General features: G+C 70.5%; 16 protein-coding genes. 12 read left to right on the top strand and 4 right to left on the bottom strand.

Going from position 1 to position 17,851, the window contains the following annotated elements:
* The 5 genes from ACWH49_RS19070 to ACWH49_RS19050 all read left to right on the top strand — a co-directional run bounded on the left by ACWH49_RS19070 (window position 1) and on the right by ACWH49_RS19050 (window position 5,003).
* Window positions 1-222 (top strand): hypothetical protein, encoded by a 222-nt coding sequence (locus ACWH49_RS19070; RefSeq protein ID WP_056467682.1) that lies wholly within the window; start codon window positions 1-3, stop codon window positions 220-222.
* A 116-nt stretch (window positions 223-338) separates the two neighbouring features.
* A complete protein-coding gene (gene kaiC / locus ACWH49_RS19065) occupies window positions 339-2,084 on the top strand; it encodes a circadian clock protein KaiC (RefSeq protein WP_448172893.1) in 1,746 nt (581 codons plus the stop codon).
* A gap of 1 nt (window position 2,085) precedes the next feature.
* Complete coding sequence (locus ACWH49_RS19060) at window positions 2,086-2,412, top strand: circadian clock KaiB family protein (RefSeq protein WP_448172892.1); 327 nt, start codon at window positions 2,086-2,088, stop codon at window positions 2,410-2,412.
* Window positions 2,413-2,415: 3 nt separating this feature from the next.
* Window positions 2,416-2,760: a circadian clock KaiB family protein gene (locus ACWH49_RS19055; protein ID WP_448172891.1), complete on the top strand. Its 345-nt coding sequence runs from the start codon at window positions 2,416-2,418 to the stop codon at window positions 2,758-2,760.
* On the top strand, window positions 2,757-5,003 hold the full coding sequence (locus ACWH49_RS19050; protein WP_448172890.1) for an ATP-binding protein: 2,247 nt from the start codon (window positions 2,757-2,759) through the stop codon (window positions 5,001-5,003). Before ACWH49_RS19055 ends, ACWH49_RS19050 begins: the two co-directional genes overlap by 4 nt.
* A 21-nt stretch (window positions 5,004-5,024) precedes the next feature.
* On the opposite strand, the gene ACWH49_RS19045 is transcribed toward ACWH49_RS19050, so the two are convergent.
* Complete coding sequence (locus ACWH49_RS19045; RefSeq protein ID WP_448172889.1) at window positions 5,025-6,227, bottom strand: MFS transporter; 1,203 nt, start codon at window positions 6,225-6,227, stop codon at window positions 5,025-5,027.
* Window positions 6,224-8,944 carry a DNA polymerase I gene (gene polA / locus ACWH49_RS19040; RefSeq protein WP_448172888.1) on the bottom strand — a complete coding sequence of 907 codons (2,721 nt, stop codon included), beginning with the start codon at window positions 8,942-8,944 and terminating at the stop codon, window positions 6,224-6,226. The genes ACWH49_RS19045 and polA overlap by 4 nt, the downstream gene beginning before the upstream one ends.
* Before the next feature lie 59 nt (window positions 8,945-9,003).
* Here polA and ACWH49_RS19035 point away from each other — a divergent pair, with 59 nt between their 5' ends.
* The 7 genes from ACWH49_RS19035 (at window position 9,004) to ACWH49_RS19005 (ending at window position 14,787) form a co-directional block, all read left to right on the top strand.
* On the top strand, window positions 9,004-9,330 hold the full coding sequence (locus ACWH49_RS19035; protein WP_448172887.1) for a hypothetical protein: 327 nt from the start codon (window positions 9,004-9,006) through the stop codon (window positions 9,328-9,330).
* Window positions 9,331-9,333: 3 nt separating this feature from the next.
* Window positions 9,334-10,320: a homoserine kinase gene (locus ACWH49_RS19030; RefSeq protein WP_448172886.1), complete on the top strand. Its 987-nt coding sequence runs from the start codon at window positions 9,334-9,336 to the stop codon at window positions 10,318-10,320.
* Window positions 10,317-11,150: a BPSS1780 family membrane protein gene (locus tag ACWH49_RS19025; protein ID WP_448172885.1), complete on the top strand. Its 834-nt coding sequence runs from the start codon at window positions 10,317-10,319 to the stop codon at window positions 11,148-11,150. The genes ACWH49_RS19030 and ACWH49_RS19025 overlap by 4 nt, the downstream gene beginning before the upstream one ends.
* A complete protein-coding gene (locus ACWH49_RS19020) occupies window positions 11,147-11,893 on the top strand; it encodes an SDR family oxidoreductase (RefSeq protein ID WP_056467654.1) in 747 nt (248 codons plus the stop codon). Before ACWH49_RS19025 ends, ACWH49_RS19020 begins: the two co-directional genes overlap by 4 nt.
* A gap of 202 nt (window positions 11,894-12,095) precedes the next feature.
* Window positions 12,096-13,796 carry a hypothetical protein gene (locus tag ACWH49_RS19015; protein ID WP_448172884.1) on the top strand — a complete coding sequence of 567 codons (1,701 nt, stop codon included), beginning with the start codon at window positions 12,096-12,098 and terminating at the stop codon, window positions 13,794-13,796.
* Window positions 13,797-13,904: 108 nt separating this feature from the next.
* Window positions 13,905-14,600, top strand: a complete 696-nt coding sequence (locus tag ACWH49_RS19010) for a mobilization protein (protein WP_056467646.1) — start codon at window positions 13,905-13,907, stop codon at window positions 14,598-14,600.
* Complete coding sequence (locus ACWH49_RS19005) at window positions 14,593-14,787, top strand: hypothetical protein (RefSeq protein WP_448172883.1); 195 nt, start codon at window positions 14,593-14,595, stop codon at window positions 14,785-14,787. The genes ACWH49_RS19010 and ACWH49_RS19005 overlap by 8 nt, the downstream gene beginning before the upstream one ends.
* Before the next feature lie 8 nt (window positions 14,788-14,795).
* On the opposite strand, the gene ACWH49_RS19000 is transcribed toward ACWH49_RS19005, so the two are convergent.
* Together ACWH49_RS19000 and ACWH49_RS18995 are read right to left on the bottom strand one after the other, a co-directional pair.
* A complete protein-coding gene (locus ACWH49_RS19000; RefSeq protein WP_448172882.1) occupies window positions 14,796-15,410 on the bottom strand; it encodes a hypothetical protein in 615 nt (204 codons plus the stop codon).
* 13 nt (window positions 15,411-15,423) lie between these two features.
* The gene (locus ACWH49_RS18995) at window positions 15,424-17,802 is read right to left on the bottom strand and encodes a UvrD-helicase domain-containing protein (RefSeq protein WP_448172881.1); all 2,379 of its coding nucleotides are present in this window, start codon (window positions 17,800-17,802) and stop codon (window positions 15,424-15,426) included.
* Window positions 17,803-17,851: the final 49 nt, after the last annotated feature.

Here is a 17,851-nt window from a genome sequence, read left to right as displayed (position 1 = left end):
TTGATCACAACCCCTGCCCCGACCCGTACGGACGCACTGCGCCGCGAGCTGCTCGAAACAGTCGCCGCCTTGCAACGCCGCCGCGCCGATCTCGTCAGCGAGGCGCTGATCGCCGATTACGTGGCGCTCTACTGGCTGGAATGGAACGGCGGCACGCTGCAGCTCACCCAGACCGGCAAGAACGTCTGCGACCAGATGCGCGCCGAGGCTCGGCTGCCGTAGCCCGGGCGGCCCTGTAGGAAGGCTCCTACTGGGCGTTGCGCGAGCGCCCGGTCGACGGTCGACCGGGCCGGCGATAAATTTCGGCCATCTTTCCCCGACCGGGACGATCGCGCCGCATGGCCAAACCTGCGAAGAACAAGTCTGCCGCTGCAGCCCCCGAGGGGCTGGCCAAGAGCCTCACCGGCATCACCGGGCTCGACGAGATCACGAGCGGCGGCTTGCCGCGCGGCCGGCCGACGCTGGTGTGCGGCGCCGCCGGCTGCGGCAAGACGATGCTCGCAGCCGAGTTTCTGGTGCGCGGTGCGATGCAGTTCGACGAGCCCGGCGTCTTCATGATGTTCGAGGAGACCGCAGACGAACTTGCCGCGAACGTCGCGTCGATCGGGTGGGACCTCGTCAAGCTGGAGCGCCAGAAGAAGATCGCGATCGACTTCGTGCGCGTCGAGCGCAGCGAGATCGAGGAAACCGGCGAGTACGACCTCGAGGGCCTGTTCATCCGCCTGGGCCACGCGATCGACTCGATAGGCGCCAAGCGCGTCGTGCTCGACACGGTCGAGGCACTGTTCGCGGGCGTGCCCAACCACGCGATCCTGCGCGCCGAACTGCGGCGCCTGTTCCGATGGCTGAAGGACAAGGGTGTCACCGCCGTCATCACCGCGGAGCGCGGCGAGAACACGTTCAGTCGCTATGGACTCGAGGAGTACGTGGCCGACTGCGTGATCCTGCTCGACCACCGCATCCACGAGCAGATCTCGACCCGCCGCCTGCGGGTGGTGAAGTACCGCGGCTCGCGGCACGGCACCAACGAATACCCGTTCCTGATCGGCCAGCACGGCATTTCGGTGCTGCCGATCACCTCGCTCAAGCTCCAGCATGCGGCACCGCGCGAGCGCGTGCCCACCGGCGTCGCCGGCCTCGACGAGATGCTTGGTGGCGCCGGCGTGTACCGCGGCAGCAGCGTGCTGGTCTCGGGCGCACCGGGCACCGGCAAGAGCAGCCTGGCGGCCAGTTTCGTCGACGCCGCCTGCGCCCGCGGGGAACGCGCGCTGCTGTTCGCGTACGAGGAATCCGAAAGCCAGATGCTGCGCAACATGGAGTCGATCGGCCTGGACCTGCGTCGCTGGGTCGGCAAGGGCCTGCTGCGCATCGAGTCGACGCGGCCCACGCTGCACGGCCTCGAGCAGCACCTCGTCCACATGTACGACCTGGTCAACGAGATCCGGCCCGCGGTGGTGGCCGTCGATCCGATCAGCAACCTCACCTCGCAAGGTGACGACGGCGGGCTCAAGCTCACGCTGATGCGTTTGATCGACTTCTTGAAGACCAGCAACACGACCGCAATGTTCACCTCGCTGACCTCCGACAACGGTGCGGCCGCGCTGGCATCCTCCGAGGTCGGCGTCTCGTCGCTGATGGACACCTGGCTGCTGCTGGCCAACGTCGCCGTCAACGGCGAGCGCACGCGCACGCTGCAGGTGCTCAAGTCCCGTGGGATGCCGCACTCGAACCAGGTGCGCGAGTTCGTCTTCTCGGACCACGGCGTCGACCTGGTCGACGTCTACCTGTTCGGCGACCAGGTGCTCACCGGCACCGCGCGCATCGCCCACGAGGCGCAGCTGAGCGCGGCAAACGACCTGCGCGGCCGCGACCACGACCGCCGGCTGCGTGACCTGGCCAACCGGCGCAAGGCGCTCGATGCGCAGATCGCGGCGATGCGGCTGGAAGCCGACGAGCGCGCCGGCGAGGTGGAGTTCGCGATCGCCCGCGAGAAGTTCGAGGCCGAATCGAGCTCGTCGCGCGCTCGCGAGATCGCGGCGGCCCGGGGCAAGACCCAGGCGATCACCGGTCGACGCAAGGCCTGAAATGGCGACCGCCACCACACCGAAGCCGCGCAAGTCTGCCAGCGCGCCACGTCCGGAGTGGCAGCTGAAGCTCTATGTGGCCGGCAGCACCGCGCGCTCGGTCGCCGCGCTCGAGAACCTGAAGCGCCTGTGCGAGACACACCTGGCGGGCCGCTACAGCATCGAGGTGATCGACCTGCTCGTGAATCCCAAGCTCGCCGCGGGAGACCAGATCCTCGCAGTGCCGACGCTGGTGCGCAAGTTCCCGGAGCCGTTGCGCAAGATCATCGGCGACCTCTCCAACGAAGAGCGCGTGCTGGTGGGGCTCGACGTCAAGCCGGCGGGCTGAACCGTGCCGCAACGCCACCCGCCCGCGACGGCAGCCAGTCCGGCGGTGCAGGCCCCGAGCCCGCAGCAGACCTTTCGTCTGTACGTCATCTCGGCATCGCCGGCGTCCTCCCGGGCGATGGTGAACGCCCGGCGCTTCTTCGAGCAATACCTCCCGGGCGCGCACCGGCTCGACGTGCTGGACATCGCGGAAAACGTCGAGGCCGCGCGCGCCGACCAGATCATCGCGTCGCCCACGCTGGTGCGGTTGACGCCGCTGCCGCGCCGGCGCCTGATCGGCGACCTCTCCGACACCGAGCGCCTGCGCGTGACGCTCGGCCTGGCCCGCCTGACCGGGGGCGCGACATGAACGGCCCGGACTCCGCCCGCCTGAACGCCGAGAACGAGGAACTGCGGCACCGCCTGCAAGAACTCGAGGACACCCTGCACTCGATCCACAGCGGCGATGTGGACGCGCTGATCGTCAACAACGAGATCTACACCCTCGAAAGCGCGCATGCCGCCTCGAACCGGATGCGCCAGGACGTGCTGTCGCAGATGGAGGACGCGGTGTTCGCGTTCGACAACAACGGCCACATCATCTACATGAACAACGCCGCCGAGCTGCGCTACGGCATCGCGTCGGCCGCTGCACTTGGCCGCACCCGCGGCGACGTCTATGCCGAGACGGTGGTGAGCGAGGGGCTGGAGATGCCGTGGGGCGAGCGTCGCGCCGGCGTGGTCAGCGTGCATCACCTGGCCGACGGTTCCGAGATCCACGTGGAATCGATCGTCTCCGACCTGAAGGACGCGAGCGGCGACACCACCGGCACGCTCGCAGTGATGCGCGACGTGACCCGTCGCTGGCGCGCCGACCGGCGGCGCGACGCGCTGGCGCGCCTGAGCGATCGACTGCGCGATGCCGATTCCAGCGACACCGCCGGCTACGAGGCGGCCCGCCTCCTCGGCGAGACGCTGCACGTGAGCCGCGCCGGCTACGGCACCATCGACCCGGAGGCCGAGACGCTGCATGTCGTACGCGACTGGACCGCCCCGGGCGTGGACAGCCTCGCCGGCACGCTCCCCCTGCGTGCGTACGGTTCGTTCATCGACACGCTGAAGGCCGGCGAGCCGGTGACGATCGACGACGTGCGTCGCGATCCGCGCACCGCGGACGCCGCCGCCGCACTGGAGGACCGCAGCGCGCGCTCGTTCCTCAACATGCCCGTGGTCGAGCAGGGCCGGCTGGTCGCGGTGCTGTTCGTCAACGATGCCCGGACGCGCGACTGGTCCGCCGACGATCTGGCGCTGCTGCGCGACGTGGCCGAACGCGCCCGCGGCGTCGACGGACGCCTGCGCAGCGCCGCCGCGCTGCGCGCGAGCGAGCAGCGCCTGCGCGAGGCCAACGAGAATCTCGAGGCGATGGTCGACTCGCGTACCCGCGACCTGATGGTCGCCGAGCACGCGCTGCGCCAGGCGCAGAAGATGGAGGCGGTCGGGCAGCTGACGGGCGGCATCGCGCACGATTTCAACAACCTGCTGGCCGGCATCGGCGGCAGCCTGCAGATCCTGCTGAAACGCCTGCAGCAGCAGCGTTTCGAGGGCAACGAGCGCTACATCTCGATGGGCCTGGACGCGGTGCGCCGCGCCGCTGCGCTGACGCAGCGGCTGCTGGCGTTCGCGCGCCGCCAGACACTCGATCCCAAGCCGACCGACGTGAACCGGCTGATCGCGGGCATGGAGGAACTCATCCGCCGCACCGTCGGCCCGAGCGTGACACTCGAAGTCGTCGGCGCCGGCGGCCTGTGGCCGACCCGGATCGACCCGTCGCAGCTCGAGAACTCGCTGCTCAACCTGTGCATCAACGCACGCGACGCGATGATGCCCGGCGGGGGCCGCCTGACCATCGAGACCGCCAACAAATGGCTGGACGACCGCGCCGCCGCGGAGCGCGAGCTGCCGCCCGGCCAGTACATCTCGCTGTGCGTGACCGACACCGGCAGCGGCATGACCTCCGAGGTGATCAAGCGCGTGTTCGATCCGTTCTTCACCACCAAGCCGCTGGGCCAGGGCACGGGCCTGGGCCTGTCGATGGTCTACGGTTTCGTGCGCCAGTCGGGCGGCCAGGTACGCATCTACTCCGAGCTGGATCACGGCACGACGATGTGCCTGTACCTGCCGCGCTTCGTGGGCACCGCGGAGGACGAGGCGCCGCGTCCCGACGAGGCCGAGATCGAGGAAGGCGAGGGCCAGACGATCCTGGTGATCGAGGACGAGGCAACGATCCGCACGCTGATCACCGAGGTGCTGGTCGAGGCCGGCTACCGCGCACTGAGCGCACCGGACGGACAGGCGGGGCTGCAGGTGCTGCAGACGGGCCGGCGCATCGACTTCCTGATCACCGATGTGGGCCTGCCCGGCGGCATCAACGGCCGCCAGGTCGCCGATGCGGCACGCGTCTCGCGGCCGGCACTGAAGGTGCTGTTCATCACGGGCTACGCCGAGAACGCCGCGGTCGGCAACGGCCACCTGGAGCCCGGCATGTCGGTGCTGACCAAGCCGTTCGAGATCACCGAGCTGGCGCGCAAGGTGCGCGAGATGATGCACGCCTGACGGTGGTGCGCTCCTGCCGGTTCAGCGCCGCAGCGCGCGCCAGGTGGCCAGCGTCGCGAGCAGCGACAGCGCCGCGCAGCCGGCGATCACCGGGGCGTAGCTGCCCTGCGCATCGAACACCCGCCCCGCCAGCCACGGCCCGGCGATGTTGCCGAGCGCCGCGCCGGTGTACAGCGTGCCGATGATCGACGAGACCGCGCGCGCGCCGTAGAGGTCCATGCACAGCGCCGGCATCAGCGAGACGATGCCGCCGTAGCTCAGCCCCATCCACAACGCGAACACCGCCAGCGCCGGGTAGCCGCCGGCCGCGAGCCACAGCAGCATCGCCAGCCCGAGCGAGGCCTGCACGCCGATCAGCGTGCGCGGCCGGCCGATGCGGTCGGCGATGGCGCCGATCGCGAAGCGTCCCACCAGGCTGCCGATGCCGATCAGCCCGACCAGGCCGACCGCGCGCGCATCGCCGATGCCGAGGTCGCGCGCCGCCGCGGACAGGTGTGCGAACGGGATGAACATCGCCGGCGCCGCGAGCACGCACATCGCATACAGCCAGATGAACGACCGGCTGCGCAGCGCCTGCACCAGCGGCGTGCCCGGCACGCTGCCGTCGGCGCGGCGCGCGGCCGCCGGTGCGCGACGCAGCAGCAGCGTCGCGCCGAGCCCGATGACCAGCACGCCGGCCGCCAGCGCCCACATCGCGCCGCGCCACTGCCATTGCGCGATCGCCGCAGCCGCGAGCAACGGTACGCCGAAGGTGCCGGCGCCGATGCCCGCGCTCGCGATGCCGGCCGCCAGGCCGCGGCGGCGCGTGAACCACGGCTGCACGCAGCCGATCGCGGGCGTGTAGACCAGCGCGACGCCGATCCCGAGGCCGATGCCGTATGCCAGCGTCAGCTGCAGCATCGACTGCGCGACGCTGCCGGCGCCGAGCGCGGCGGCGATGCACAGCATGCCGGCGCTGGTGACGACGCGCGGCCCGAACCGGTCGGCCAGCATGCCGCCGAACGCGCCGAGCACGAAGTACAGCAGGCCCGACAGGCCGAACACCAGCGACACGCCGGCGCGGCTGGCGCCGAACGCGCCGGCAAACGATTCGAAGAAAGCCGCGAACGAGTAGACGACGCCGAAGATCACCGCGAGCGCGACGAAACTCGCCCAGACGACGACCCAGCCATAGCGCGGCTCGACCTCGGCGTCAGCCGCCGCCCCGCCGTGGATCGCGGTCAATGCGCCTCGTCCCAGTTGGCGCCGACCCCGACCTCGGCCAGAAGCGGCACTTCCAGCGACGCGATCGAGGCCATGATGCGCGGCACCTCGGCGCGCGCCCAGTCGAGCTCCTCGGCCGGCACGTCGAACACCAGTTCGTCGTGCACCTGCATGATCACCTTGGTCGCGCGCTGCTCGTCGTCGAGCGTGCGCTGCACCGCGATCATCGCGAGCTTGATCAGGTCGGCCGCGGTGCCCTGCATCGGCGCGTTGATCGCCTGGCGCTCGGCCGCGCTCTTGCGCGGGCCGCTGCCGCCGTTGATCTCGGGCAGGTAGATGCGCCGGCCGAACAGCGTCTCGACATAGCCCTTCTGGTGCGCCGAGGCCTTGGTCTCGTCCATGTAGCGGCGCACGCCGGCGAAGCGCTCGAAGTAGCGCTCGATGTAGGTCGCCGCCGCACTGCGCTCGATGCCGAGCGCCTGCGCCAGGCCGAACGCGCCCATGCCGTAGATCAGCCCGAAGTTGATCGTCTTCGCGTAGCGGCGCTGCTCGTTGCTGACCTCGGGCAGCGCGGTGCCGAAAACCTCGCTGGCGGTTGCGCGGTGCACGTCGATGCCCTCGGCGAAGGCCTTCAGCAGCCCCGGGTCGCGGCTCATGTGGGCCATGATGCGCAGCTCGATCTGCGAGTAGTCGGCGCTCAGGATCGAGTGGCCCGGCGGCGGGATGAAGGCCTCGCGCACGCGCCGGCCCTCGGCGGTGCGGATCGGGATGTTCTGCAGGTTCGGGTCGTTGCTCGACAGCCGCCCGGTCACCGCCACCGCCTGCGCGTAGTTGGTGTGGACGCGGCCGGTCGCCGGGTTGACCATCAGCGGCAGCTTGTCTGTGTAGGTGCCCTTCAGCTTCGACAGGCTGCGGTGCTCGAGCAGGCGGGCCGGCAGCGGGTAGTCGGCGGCGAGTTCGGCGAGCACTTCTTCGTCGGTGCTCGGCGCGCCGCTCATCGTCTTCTTCTTGACCGGCAGGCCGAGCTTGCCGAACAGGATCTCGCCGATCTGCTTCGGGCTGCCGAGGTTGAATGGCTGGCCCGCGAGCTCGTAGGCCTGCTGTTCGAGCGCGACCATGCGCTCGGCGAGCTGCTGGCTCTGGCGCGCCAGCAGCGCCGCGTCGATCAGCACGCCAGTGCGCTCGATGCGGCCCAGCACTTCGCTGGTCGGCATCTCGATCTGCTCGTAGATGGTGCGCAGCCCCGCGTTCGCCTCGATCTGCGGCCACAGCGTGCGGTGCACGTGCAGCGCCATCTCGCTGTCCTCGCACGAGTAGTCGGCGGCCATGTCGATCGCCACCTGCGCGAACGGGATCTGGTGCGCGCCCTTGCCGCACAGGTCCTCGTAGCTCAGGCCCTTGCGGCCGACGTGGCGGTCGGCCAGGCTTTCTAGGCTGTGCGCCTTGTGCGCTTCGAGCACGTAGCTCTGCAGCATCGTGTCGTGGGCGTAGCCCCGGACCGCGATGCCGGCGTTCGCGAACACGTGGGTGTCGTACTTGATGTTCTGGCCGAGCTTGGCGGCGGCCGGGTTCTCCAGCCACGGCCGCAGCGCCGCCAGCACCGCGTCGATCGGCAACTGGTCGGGCACGCCGGCATAGGTGTGGCGCAGCGGGATGTAGGCGGCCTCGCCGACCTCGGTCGCCAGCGAGATGCCGACGATCTGCGCGCGCATGGGGTCGAGCGAATCGGTCTCGGTGTCGATCGCGGTCAGCGACGCGGCCTCGATCTGCGCGATCCAGGCCCGCAACCGGTCCATCGTCAGCACGGTCTCGTACTTCTTCTCGATCGTCGGCGCGGCCACGGTCGGCGCCGCTGCGGGCGCGGCACCGGCCGGTTCGAGCTCGCGCTTCATGCTCTTGAACCCGTAGCGGTCGTAGAACGCGGACAGCGCGACCGGATCGATCGGTGCGAACGCCAGCGATTCGAACGCCGGCCAGTCGGCCACATGGCCGGTCAGGTCGCAGTCGGTCGCGACGGTCACGAGGCGGCGGCCCTGCGGCAGCCAGTCCAGCGCCTTGCGCAGGTTCTCGCCGGCGGCGCCCTTCATCGTCGGCGCGGCGGCGATCACGCCGTCGAGCGAGCCGTACTCGCCGATCCACTTGGCGGCGGTCTTGGGGCCGACCTTCTCGACACCCGGCACGTTGTCGACGGTGTCGCCGACCAGCGTCAGGTAGTCGACGATGCGGTCCGGCGCCACGCCGAACTTCTCGCGCACGGCGGCCGGATCGAGCCGCTCGTTGCTCATCGTGTTGACCAGCGTCACGCGGTCGTCGACGAGCTGCGCCAGATCCTTGTCGCCGGTCGACACGATCACGTTGAAGCCCGCGGCCGCGGCGACCTTGCACAGCGTGCCGATCGCGTCGTCCGCCTCGATGCCCGGCACCGAGAGCACCGGCCAACCGAGGAGCTTGACAGCCTCGTGGATCGGCTCGATCTGCGCGGCCAGGTCATCGGGCATCGCGGCGCGGTGGGCCTTGTACTCGGCGTACCAGTCGTCGCGGAAGGTGCGGCCCTTGGCGTCGAACACGCACGCGCCGAGCGCGGCGGGGTGCTGCTCGCGCAGCAGCTTCAGCATCGAGACGACGCCGCGCAGCGCGCCGGTGGGCACGTTGCCGGGCCCGCGGAGGTCGGGCAGCGCATGGTAGGCACGGTAGAGGTAGCTGGATCCGTCGACCAGCAGCAAGGTCTTGTCACTCATGGCGTCATTGTGAAGCAGCGTCGCCCGGCGCCGGCCGGTGCCCGCCCTAGAATGGCCGGATGAACCCGACCCTCGCCCTGGCTCTCCTGTGCATGTGCGCGCCCGCGTGGGCACAGACCGCGCCGGCGGCGGTCCAGCCGCTGCCCGCGGGGGCCACCGAGCGCGGCGAGCCGAACGTCAAGCACACCGTGATCGAGGACGACGGCTCGCGGATCGACGAACTGCGGGTGCGCGGCCAGGTCACGCACGTGGTCGTGACGCCGAAGGTCGGCACCACGAAGAGCTACGAGATCATCGTCGGGCGCAGCGGGCGCGAGTCGGTCGACGGCACCGGCGGCGCCACCAGTGCGATCGGCAAGCGGGTCTGGAACGTGCTCGCTTTCTGAGTCGTGGCGGTCTACACCGACGTTTCCGACACCGACGCCGCCTCGCTCGTCGCGCGCCTGGGCCTGGGTGAACTGAAGACGCTGCAGGGCATCCGCAGCGGGATCGAGAACACCAACTATTTCGTTGACACCGAGCGCGGGCGCTACGTGCTGACGATCTTCGAACGGCTCGGCTTCGAACAGCTGCCGTACTACCTGCACCTGATGAAGCACCTCGCGGAGCGCGGCATCCCGGTGCCCGCGCCGCATGCGGATGCCAGCGGCGCGATCCTGCACAGGCTGCACGGCAAGCCGGCCGCCGTCGTGGACCGCCTGCCCGGCCGCCACCACCTCGCCCCCGACGCGGCCCACTGTGCGAGCCTGGGGGCGATGCTGGCGCGACTGCACCTGGCCGGCGCCGACTTCGAGATGCAGCAGCCGCACCTGCGTGGCCTGGCATGGTGGAGCGAGACGGTGCCGGTCGTGCTGCCGTTCCTGACGGATACGCAGCGCGCGTTGATGGAGAGCGAGCTGGCATTCCAGCAGCACCTGGCCGCGACGCCGGCCTACGCGGCACTGCCGCGCGGCGCGATCCATGCCGACCTGTTCCGCGACAACGTCATGTTCGACGACGGCCCGGACGGCGACCGCCTCAGCGGCCTGTTCGACTTCTACTTCGCCGGCGTCGACACCTGGTTGTTCGACCTCGCGGTGTGCCTGAACGACTGGTGCATCGACCTCGCTTCCGGCCGCCTCGACGAGGCGCGTGCTGCCGCGCTCGTCGCGGCCTACGCCGCGGTGCGGCCGCTGACCGGCGGCGAGCGTCGACTGGTGCCGGCGCTGATGCGCGCGGCCGCGTTCCGCTTCTGGCTGTCGCGCCTGTGGGACCTGCACCTGCCGCGCGACGCCACCCTGTTGACGGCCCACGACCCCGACCACTTCGAACGTGTGCTGCGCGAAAGCGTCGACACGCCGTGGCATCCGGCCGGCCCCGAACCCGAGACTGCATGAGACTTCAGACCGTTCCAGCCCGCCAAGGGGCGCTGTGGGTGCGCCAGGGATTCAAGGCGTTCGCGCGCCACCCGGTCGCGTTCTGCGGGCTGTTCATCCCGGTGCTCGCCGGCATGGTGCTCGTCAACATCCTGCCGATGCTGGTGCTGCTGGCGCTGCCGCTGGTGCCGCTGGTGTCGCTCGGCTTCATGATCGCGACCCGCACCGTGCTCGACGGCGGGACGCCGACCTGGAGCGTGTTCGCCGCGCCGTGGCGCGCGGCGCGGCCGCGGGTGATCGCGCTGGTGCAGCTCGGCATGATCTACGCGTCGGCGCTGCTGCTGATCATGCTGCTCGGCGAACTGATCGACGACGGCACGTCCGAGGTGCTGATCCAGTCCGCCCCGTCCGGCGCCGCGGGCGCGGCCAGCGCGCCGCCGACGCTGGCTGCCAGCCCGAGCGCGCTGTTCGAGCTGCTGCTGCGCCTGACCTTGACCGGCCTGCTCGCGGTGCCGTTCTGGCACGCGCCGGCACTCGTCTACTGGGACGGCCACGGCTGCGCGAAGGCGCTGTTCTCGAGCACGATCGCATGCTGGCGCAATCGCGGCGCGTTCGCCGTCCACAGCCTGATCTGGCTCGCCTGGATCATGGGCCTGGGCATGCTCGGCGGCCTGCTGCTCGCGGTGCTGGGCCAGCCGCAGCTGCTGCTCAGCATCACGCTGCCGATCTCCGCGGTCGTCGCGGTCGTCTACTACGCTTCGCTGTATTTCACCTTCGCCGACTGCTTCGTCGCCTCCGACGGCGACGCGGCGGGCGGCGCCCTTCCGCCCCCCTCGGAGATTGCCCCATGAAGATCGCCATGGTCACCGGAGCCGGCAGCGGCATCGGCCGCGCCACCTCGCTCGCCCTGCTCGCCGCCGGCTACAAGGTCGTGCTCGCGGGCCGCCGCGCCGACGCGCTGAACGAAACGAAGGCCCTGGCCGGTGCGCTCGCCGAGCACGCGCTGCCGGTCCCGACCGACGCCACCGATGCCGCGGCGGTCGCCGCGCTGTTCGAGACGACACGCCAGGCCTTCGGGCGGCTCGACGTGCTGTTCAACAACGCCGGCACCGGCGCGCCGGCGATCCCGATGGACGAGCTGACCGTCGAGCAGTGGAAGGCGGTGGTCGACGTCAACCTGACCGCGGTCTTCCTGTGCACCCAGCAGGCGTTCAAGCTGATGAAGACGCAGAGCCCGCGCGGCGGCCGCATCATCAACAACGGCTCGATCTCGGCCTACGCGCCGCGTCCGTTCAGCGCGCCGTACACCGCCACCAAGCACGCGATCACCGGCCTGACCAAGGCGACCTCGCTCGACGGCCGCGCCCACGACATCGCCTGCGGGCAGATCGACATCGGCAACGCCGCCAGCGAGATGACCCAGCGCATGACCACCGGCGTGCCGCAGGCCAACGGCACGATGATGGTCGAGCCGCGCATGGACGTGAAGCACGTCGCCGACGCGGTCGTGCACATGGCGAGCCTGCCGCTGGAAGCGAACGTGCAGTTCATGACCGTGATGGCGACCAAGATGCCGTTCGTCGGCCGCGGCTGACAGCGCGCCACGACCGATACCGGCTGTGCCTGCTCGCACGCATCAGGCGCCACCCGTCGCCGATCTCGGCCTAAAGTTGCACGCGCGCTGAACCCCGCAGTTGCGGGGGACGGCAAATGTGACAAAACGCACATCGGCCTCAGAATCGGGGGATGCCGACTTTGCCGCCCCGACCGACGTGCGAATCGGAGGCTTCGCGGTGGTGACGGGCACCCCGACCTCCCTCGCCGATTTCGAACCGCTGCTGCTGGCCGAACTGCTGGTGCTGCGCGCGGCTGCCGCCGGGGGCATCGCCAAGGTCGGCTACCGCCGCCCGCGCGGGCCGACGCCCGAGGTCAAGCTGCGCGGCGAGTTCCTCGCGTTCATGGCGCGCGGCGGCGGCGTTGGCGCGCCGGTCGTCGGGCGCCAGCTGCAGATCATGGGCGCCTGCGTGGTCGGCCGGCTCGAGTTGATCGATGCGACGCTGCCGCTGAGCCTGTGGCTGTTCCGCTGCACCTTCGCGACGCCGCCGCAGCTGGGCGGCGCGCAGGTGCGCGGCAGTCTCAGCTTCGGCGACTGCGCGCTGCCGGGGCTGCTCGCCGACGGCTGCCACGTCGACGGGGACCTGGCGCTGAACGCCGGCTGCAACGTCGACGGCGCCATCCGCATCGCACGGGCCCGCATCGGCGGCGATTTCGACGGCGAGCGCCTGTGCATGGGCGACGACGGCGCTGCGCACGCCTGGCGCCAGACCTTCGTGGCCGATGGCGCGCAGATCGGCGGCGACTTCAAGCTGCTCGGCGGCGCCGAGACGATCGGTGAGCTGCGGCTCGTGTCGGCGCGGATCGACGGTGACCTGCGCGCCGCGACCGCGCGCATGACCGCCGACGTCAATGCCGCCGGCGCGCGCGGCGTGGCGCTGAACCTCGACCGCGCGGTCGTGGCCGGCCACGTCATGCTCGATGCAGGGTTCTCGGCCGCCGGCGCAGTGCGCCTGCAGCAGACCCGCATCGGCGGCGACCTCGACTTGAGCGGGGCCGACTTCGACGCGGTCGGCGACGCCGGCTGGGGCGTGGACGGCGCCGCGCTGCGGCTCGACCGCGCCCGGATCGAAGGCACCCTGACGATGCGCCGGCTGCAGAACCCGCTGCAGGGGGCGTCGCTCGCCGACGCGCGGGTCGGCGCGCTCAGCGACGATGCCGGCACCTGGGGCCAGCACCATGTGCTCGACGGCTTCGTCTACCGGCGCTTCGGCTCCGACGCGCCGACCGATGCCGCGATGCGTTTCGACTGGCTGGTGCGCCAGCACGGCGACCATGTCGACCGCGACTTCAGGCCCGACCCCTGGCGTCGCGCCATCGCCGTGCTGCGTGCGAGCGGGCACCGCGCCGCCGCCCGCACGCTGGCGCTGCGCCGCGAGCAGCATCTGCGGGCGATCGGCGCCATCGGTCGCGACACATCCACGCCGGCGCGCGCAGTGCGAAGCGGGATGCACGCGCTGTTCGGCGCGCTTGCCGGGTACGGGCAGCGGCCGTGGCGGCTGCTCGGCTGGGCGATCGTCGCGTGGGCGCTGTGCGGCGCCGCGTACTGGTCGGCGGCGGACCGCTTCGCCCCGAGCCCGGCGCTGCTGCTCGCGGCCCCCCGCCTCGCCGCGTGCCGCCCCGACTGCGCGCAGTTGCCGCTCACGATGCCGACGTTCCAGCCGTTGCTGTATTCGCTGGACGCACTGCTGCCGCTCGCCGACCTGCAGCAGGAGCGGCTTTGGGCCCCGGTGCGCGGCGCCTTTGCGCCCGAGCTCGAAGGGTGGCTGGGCACGCCGCTGCTGCGGCTGCTGAGCTGGGCCGAATCGGCGTGCGGCTGGACCCTCGCGCTGACCGCGCTCGTCAGCCTGACCGGCCTCGCCGACCGCGACCGCCGCGACTGACGCGACTGACGCGAAGCGCCTCGCGTCACCCGCGCGACGCCCGCTCGGGTTCGGATCTTGCTGACCCGCGACAATGCAGAATCGGCCACACCCAAAGGAACTGAACAGATGGCGCACATCCATTTCATCGGCGGCGAAAAAGGCGGCGTCGGCAAATCGCTGACCGCGCGCGTGCTGGCGCAGTACATGATCGACAAGAACATCCCGTTCCTCGGGTTCGACACCGACCGCTCCCATGGCGCGCTGATGCGCTTCTACGCCGGCTATGCCTCGCCGGTGGTGATGGACCACTACGAGGCGCTCGATGTGATCGTCGAGGCCGCCGCCGAACAGCCCGAGCGCCGCATCCTGGTCGACCTGGCGGCGCAGACGCACGAGCCACTGGTCAGGTGGATGGACGATGTGGGCCTGGTCAACATGGCCGAAGAGATGGGCATGACGATCCACTACTGGCACGTGATGGATTCGGGCAAGGACTCGGTCGACCTGCTGCAGCGCCTGCTCGACCGCTTCGGCACCGGCCTGAAGTACGTGCTGGTGCGCAACCAGGTGCGTGGCAACGACTTCTCGGTGCTCGAGCAGTCGGGCCAGCAGCAGCGCGCGCTGGAATTCGGCGCCCGCATCGTCTCGATCAAGAAGCTGCACGACGGCGTGATCCAGAAGATCGACGCCGGCAGCAGCAGCTTCTGGAAGGCCAAGAACCCGCAGGAGCCGAACAGCGGCGGCCTCGGCATGATGGACCGCCAGCGCGTCAAGATGTGGCTGCGCGATGTGTACCGCGAGATCGACGATGTGGGTGTATAGAGCGCTCCTGGCGATCGTGCTGGCCGCTGCGCTCGGCGGCTGCGCCGTCGTGACGATCGCCGGCGCCGCCGCGGGCGCGGCGATCTCGGTCACCGGAGCGGTCGTCTCGACCGGCCTGAAGGTGACCGGCAAGGTGATCGAGAAGACGATCGACGTCGTCACGCCCGGCAGCCCGCCGGCACCGTGACGCCCGCGTCAGAACAGGCCGGCGCCCCCGGCGGCGTCGAGCAGGCTGCGTGACAGCTCGGCCAGCTGGCCATTGACGTCGGACGACGGCGGCGAGCTCGCACGGGCCGTCCACATCAGCCGGCTCGAGGCCACGTCCGTCACGCGCGCGTTCGCCGCGTAACCCTGGCTGACCTGCCCGCCGCCGATGGGTGCCGACACGCCGATGCCGCCGGCCGAATGGCGCCCGAAGCCGAAGCCGCCGATGCCGATCGTGAAGCCCGGGCTGACGCTCTGCGACGCCAGGCCGATGCCGACGCTGAACACCGCGCGCGCGCCGCTGCGTCGCGCCGCCGGCAGGCGTTGCATGTCGACGGTGCCGCCTGGCGGCGCCGGCACCGCATCGCCAGGCGAAGGCAGCAGCGCACGCACCCCGCGCGCGGAGAGGTCGGCGACGACCTGGTCCTCGCAGATGCGCTTGATCACGAGTTCGCCGGTCTCGCAGCTGACGAGTACGGTGGCGCCGCGCAGGTAGCCGACGGGCAGCTCGGTGCTGCGCCACTGCGCGTCGACGGCGGTGCTGGCGCAGCCGCCGAGCAACAGGCCGACTGCGGCCAGCGCGCCGGCAAGGTGGATGAACTTCATGGCAACTCCTTCGTCATGGAATCGGGGTCAGCTTGGCCACCGACAGCGCGAGCCACTTCATGCCGTGCCGGCCGAAGTTGACCTGCGCGCGGGCGTCGACGCCCGTGCCTTCGAGCGTGACGATCACGCCCTCGCCGAACTTGGTGTGGAACACGCTCTGGCCGGAGCGCAGCCCGTGGCTCGGCGCCTTCGGCACCACGGCGGGCGCGCTCGGCACGCCGCGGACATCGCCGGCGCCGACGATCGAGTGCAGCCCGGTGCCGCGCGCCCAGGCCGCCTGGTAGTCGCGCTGGAAGCCCGAGCCGAAGCCCTGGTTGCGCGGCGTGATCCACTTCAGCGCCGCTTCGGGCAGTTCCTCGAGGAACCGGCTCTTGACGTTGTAGCGGGTCTGGCCGTGCAGCATGCGCGTCTGCGAGAAGCTCAGGTACAGGCGCTTGCGGGCGCGCGTGATCGCGACGTACATCAGGCGCCGCTCCTCCTCCAGCCCATCCGGGTCGGCGGCCGAGTTCTCGTGCGGGAACAGGCCCTCCTCGAGGCCGGTGATGAACACGCAGTCGAACTCCAGGCCCTTGGCCGAGTGCACCGTCATCAACTGGATCGCGTCCTGCCCGGCCTGGGCCTGGTTGTCGCCGGCCTCGAGCGACGCGTGGGTCAGGAAGGCGGCGAGCGGCGACATGATCTCGCCGGTCTCGGCGTCGGGTGTCTGCGCCAGCGGCGCGATCGTGCCGCTCGCGGGCTCGGCGCCCGGCGCGTGGAACTCGGCGCGGCCGGCGATGTTGCCGTCGCCATGTTCATCGACCGGCAGCGCGACCGCATCCTTGCCGAAGCCCTCCTGCGTCACGAAGGCCTCCGCGGCGTTGACGAGTTCGTCCAGGTTCTCGAGCCGGTCCTGGCCTTCCTTGTCGGTCTTGTAGAACGTCACGAGGCCCGACGCGTCGAGCATGTGTTCGATGATGTCGCGCAGCGTCAGGCCGCGGGTCTTCTCGCGCATGCCGTCGATCAGCGCGACGAAGGCCTGCAGGTTCGTCCCCGCCTTGCCGCTGAGCGCGCCGACGCTCTGGTACAGGCTGCGGCCCGACTGCCGCGCCGCGTCCTGCAGCTGCTCGATCGAGCGGGCGCCGATGCCGCGGGTCGGGAAGTTCACGACCCGCAGGAAGCTGGTGTCGTCGCTCGGGTTCTCGATCAGTCGCAGGTAGCTGAGCGCGTGCTTGACCTCGGCCCGCTCGAAGAAGCGCAGCCCGCCGTAGACCTTGTACGGCACGCTCGCGTTGAACAGCGCGCTTTCCATCACCCGGCTCTGCGCGTTGCTGCGGTAGAGCAGCGCGATGTCACTGCGCGGCGTGCCCTCGCGGTGCAGTTGCTGCGCCTCCTCGACGAACCAGCGCGCCTCGTCGAAATCGCTCGGTGATTCGCGGACGCGCACCGGCTCGCCCGGGCCGGCCTCGGTGCGCAGGTTCTTGCCCAGGCGGTTGGTGTTGCGCGCGATCAGCTCGTTGGCCGCGTCGAGGATGTTGCCGAACGAGCGGTAGTTGCGCTCCAGCTTGATCACCTGCTCGACCCGGAACTCGCGTTCGAACGCGGCCATGTTGCCGACCTGCGCGCCGCGGAAGGCGTAGATGCTCTGATCGTCGTCGCCGACCGCGAACACCGCGGTCTCCGGGCCGGCGAACATCTTCAGCCACGCGTACTGCAGGCGGTTGGTGTCCTGGAACTCGTCGACCAGGATGTGGCGAAAGCGATGCTGGTAGTGCTGGCGCAGCGCGTCGTTGTCGCGCATCAGCTCGAAGGTGCGCAGCATCAGCTCCGCGAAGTCGACCACGCCCTCGCGCTGGCACTGTTCTTCGTAATTCTGGTAGATCTGCACCTGGACGCGCGACTGCTCGTCCTTGACCTCGCAGTCCTTCGGCCGGTAGCCGTTGTCCTTGGCGCCGGCGATGAACCAGGTCACCTGCTTGGGCACGAAGCGCTCCTCGTCCAGGTTCATCGCCTTGATCACGCGCTTGACGGCCGAGAGCTGATCGGCCGAGTCGAGGATCTGGAAGCCCTGCGGCAGACCGGCCAGCTTCCAGTGCGCGCGCAGGAAGCGGTTGCACAGCCCGTGGAAGGTGCCGATCCACATGCCGCGCACGGGGATCGGCAGCAGCGCGCCCAGCCGCGTCAGCATCTCCTTCGCGGCCTTGTTGGTGAAGGTCACGGCCATCACGCCACCGGGCGAGAGCTGGCCGGTCTGGATCAGCCACGCGATCCGCGTCGTCAGCACCCGCGTCTTGCCCGAGCCGGCGCCCGCCAGGATCAGCGCCGGGCGCGCCGGCAGCGTCACCGCGGCGAGTTGTTCGGGATTCAGGTTGTGCAGCAGCGGCGAGTCGGTGCCGGCATCGAGTTCAAGGGCCATCCGGGCATTGTCGGCGACGGCTGGTCGGCGCGCCGCGCGCGGGGCAGAT

It is taken from the genome of Rhizobacter fulvus, from assembly GCF_964020785.1.
Note: the sequence above shows the minus strand (reverse complement) of the source record. Positions and strands in the feature narration are given on the sequence as shown.

What these genes read in the sequence shown, in the direction of transcription:
- ACWH49_RS19025 (WP_448172885.1), top strand. Translation starts at nt 10,317, where the DNA reads ATGAGACTTCAGACCGTTCCAGCCCGCCAAGGGGCGCTGTGGGTGCGC.
- polA (WP_448172888.1), bottom strand. Translation starts at nt 8,944, where the DNA reads ATGAGTGACAAGACCTTGCTGCTGGTCGACGGATCCAGCTACCTCTAC.
- ACWH49_RS19060 (WP_448172892.1), top strand. Translation starts at nt 2,086, where the DNA reads ATGGCGACCGCCACCACACCGAAGCCGCGCAAGTCTGCCAGCGCGCCA.
- ACWH49_RS19050 (WP_448172890.1), top strand. Translation starts at nt 2,757, where the DNA reads ATGAACGGCCCGGACTCCGCCCGCCTGAACGCCGAGAACGAGGAACTG.
- ACWH49_RS19010 (WP_056467646.1), top strand. Translation starts at nt 13,905, where the DNA reads ATGGCGCACATCCATTTCATCGGCGGCGAAAAAGGCGGCGTCGGCAAA.
- ACWH49_RS19000 (WP_448172882.1), bottom strand. Translation starts at nt 15,410, where the DNA reads ATGAAGTTCATCCACCTTGCCGGCGCGCTGGCCGCAGTCGGCCTGTTG.
- ACWH49_RS19020 (WP_056467654.1), top strand. Translation starts at nt 11,147, where the DNA reads ATGAAGATCGCCATGGTCACCGGAGCCGGCAGCGGCATCGGCCGCGCC.
- ACWH49_RS19035 (WP_448172887.1), top strand. Translation starts at nt 9,004, where the DNA reads ATGAACCCGACCCTCGCCCTGGCTCTCCTGTGCATGTGCGCGCCCGCG.
- kaiC (WP_448172893.1), top strand. Translation starts at nt 339, where the DNA reads ATGGCCAAACCTGCGAAGAACAAGTCTGCCGCTGCAGCCCCCGAGGGG.
- ACWH49_RS18995 (WP_448172881.1), bottom strand. Translation starts at nt 17,802, where the DNA reads ATGGCCCTTGAACTCGATGCCGGCACCGACTCGCCGCTGCTGCACAAC.